This window comes from Prevotellamassilia timonensis (assembly GCF_021531665.1).
In the GTDB taxonomy this organism is placed as follows: Bacteria; Bacteroidota; Bacteroidia; order Bacteroidales; family Bacteroidaceae; genus Alloprevotella.
This window is the reverse complement of record NZ_JADYUH010000156.1, coordinates 1-438: the sequence shown is the minus strand read 5'-3', so window position 1 is coordinate 438 and position 438 is coordinate 1. Positions and strand designations below refer to the sequence as shown.

Sequence of the window (438 nt, the reverse complement as noted above, 5' to 3'; positions counted from 1 at the left end):
GATTTTTGCAGATGATTCACATGTCGGTATCATTCCAGAGTACTGCTTTGCAGAAACAGCCATTTCATTCATGCAATTACCAAATTCTGTGTTCTCAATCCAGACTGGTGCAATGGCTGAATCTTACAATTTGAAGGAGATCGCAATTTGCGGTGAACTTCAGTATATAGGCAGAGATGCTTTCAAGGGATGCGAAGTATATATCAAGATGAAGGCTCACAAAGTTGCAGACATGCTTGATAGATTACAGCAGCAGAGAGATGCTGACTATGAGGCATTCTGCAGAAATAATCCTATAGAGTCTGATGAATTGTGTCTTTGAACTCTCTCTCTTGGTTATCAAGGACCACCCTAAGCGGTACCCTTACAATGTGATGGTCTGGCAGCGTGCAATCTTCTGTACATACGATGATGCAGATTCATACATTAGAGATAACA

The 438-nt window shown here is 41.1% G+C and carries 1 protein-coding gene; it reads left to right on the top strand.

What is annotated here, in order from left to right; all coding sequences use genetic code 11:
- Positions 1-322 (top strand): leucine-rich repeat protein (locus I6E40_RS10730; protein WP_235387279.1); only part of this gene is annotated, 322 nt, incomplete at its 5' end.
- Between the last annotated feature and the right edge of the window lie 116 nt (positions 323-438).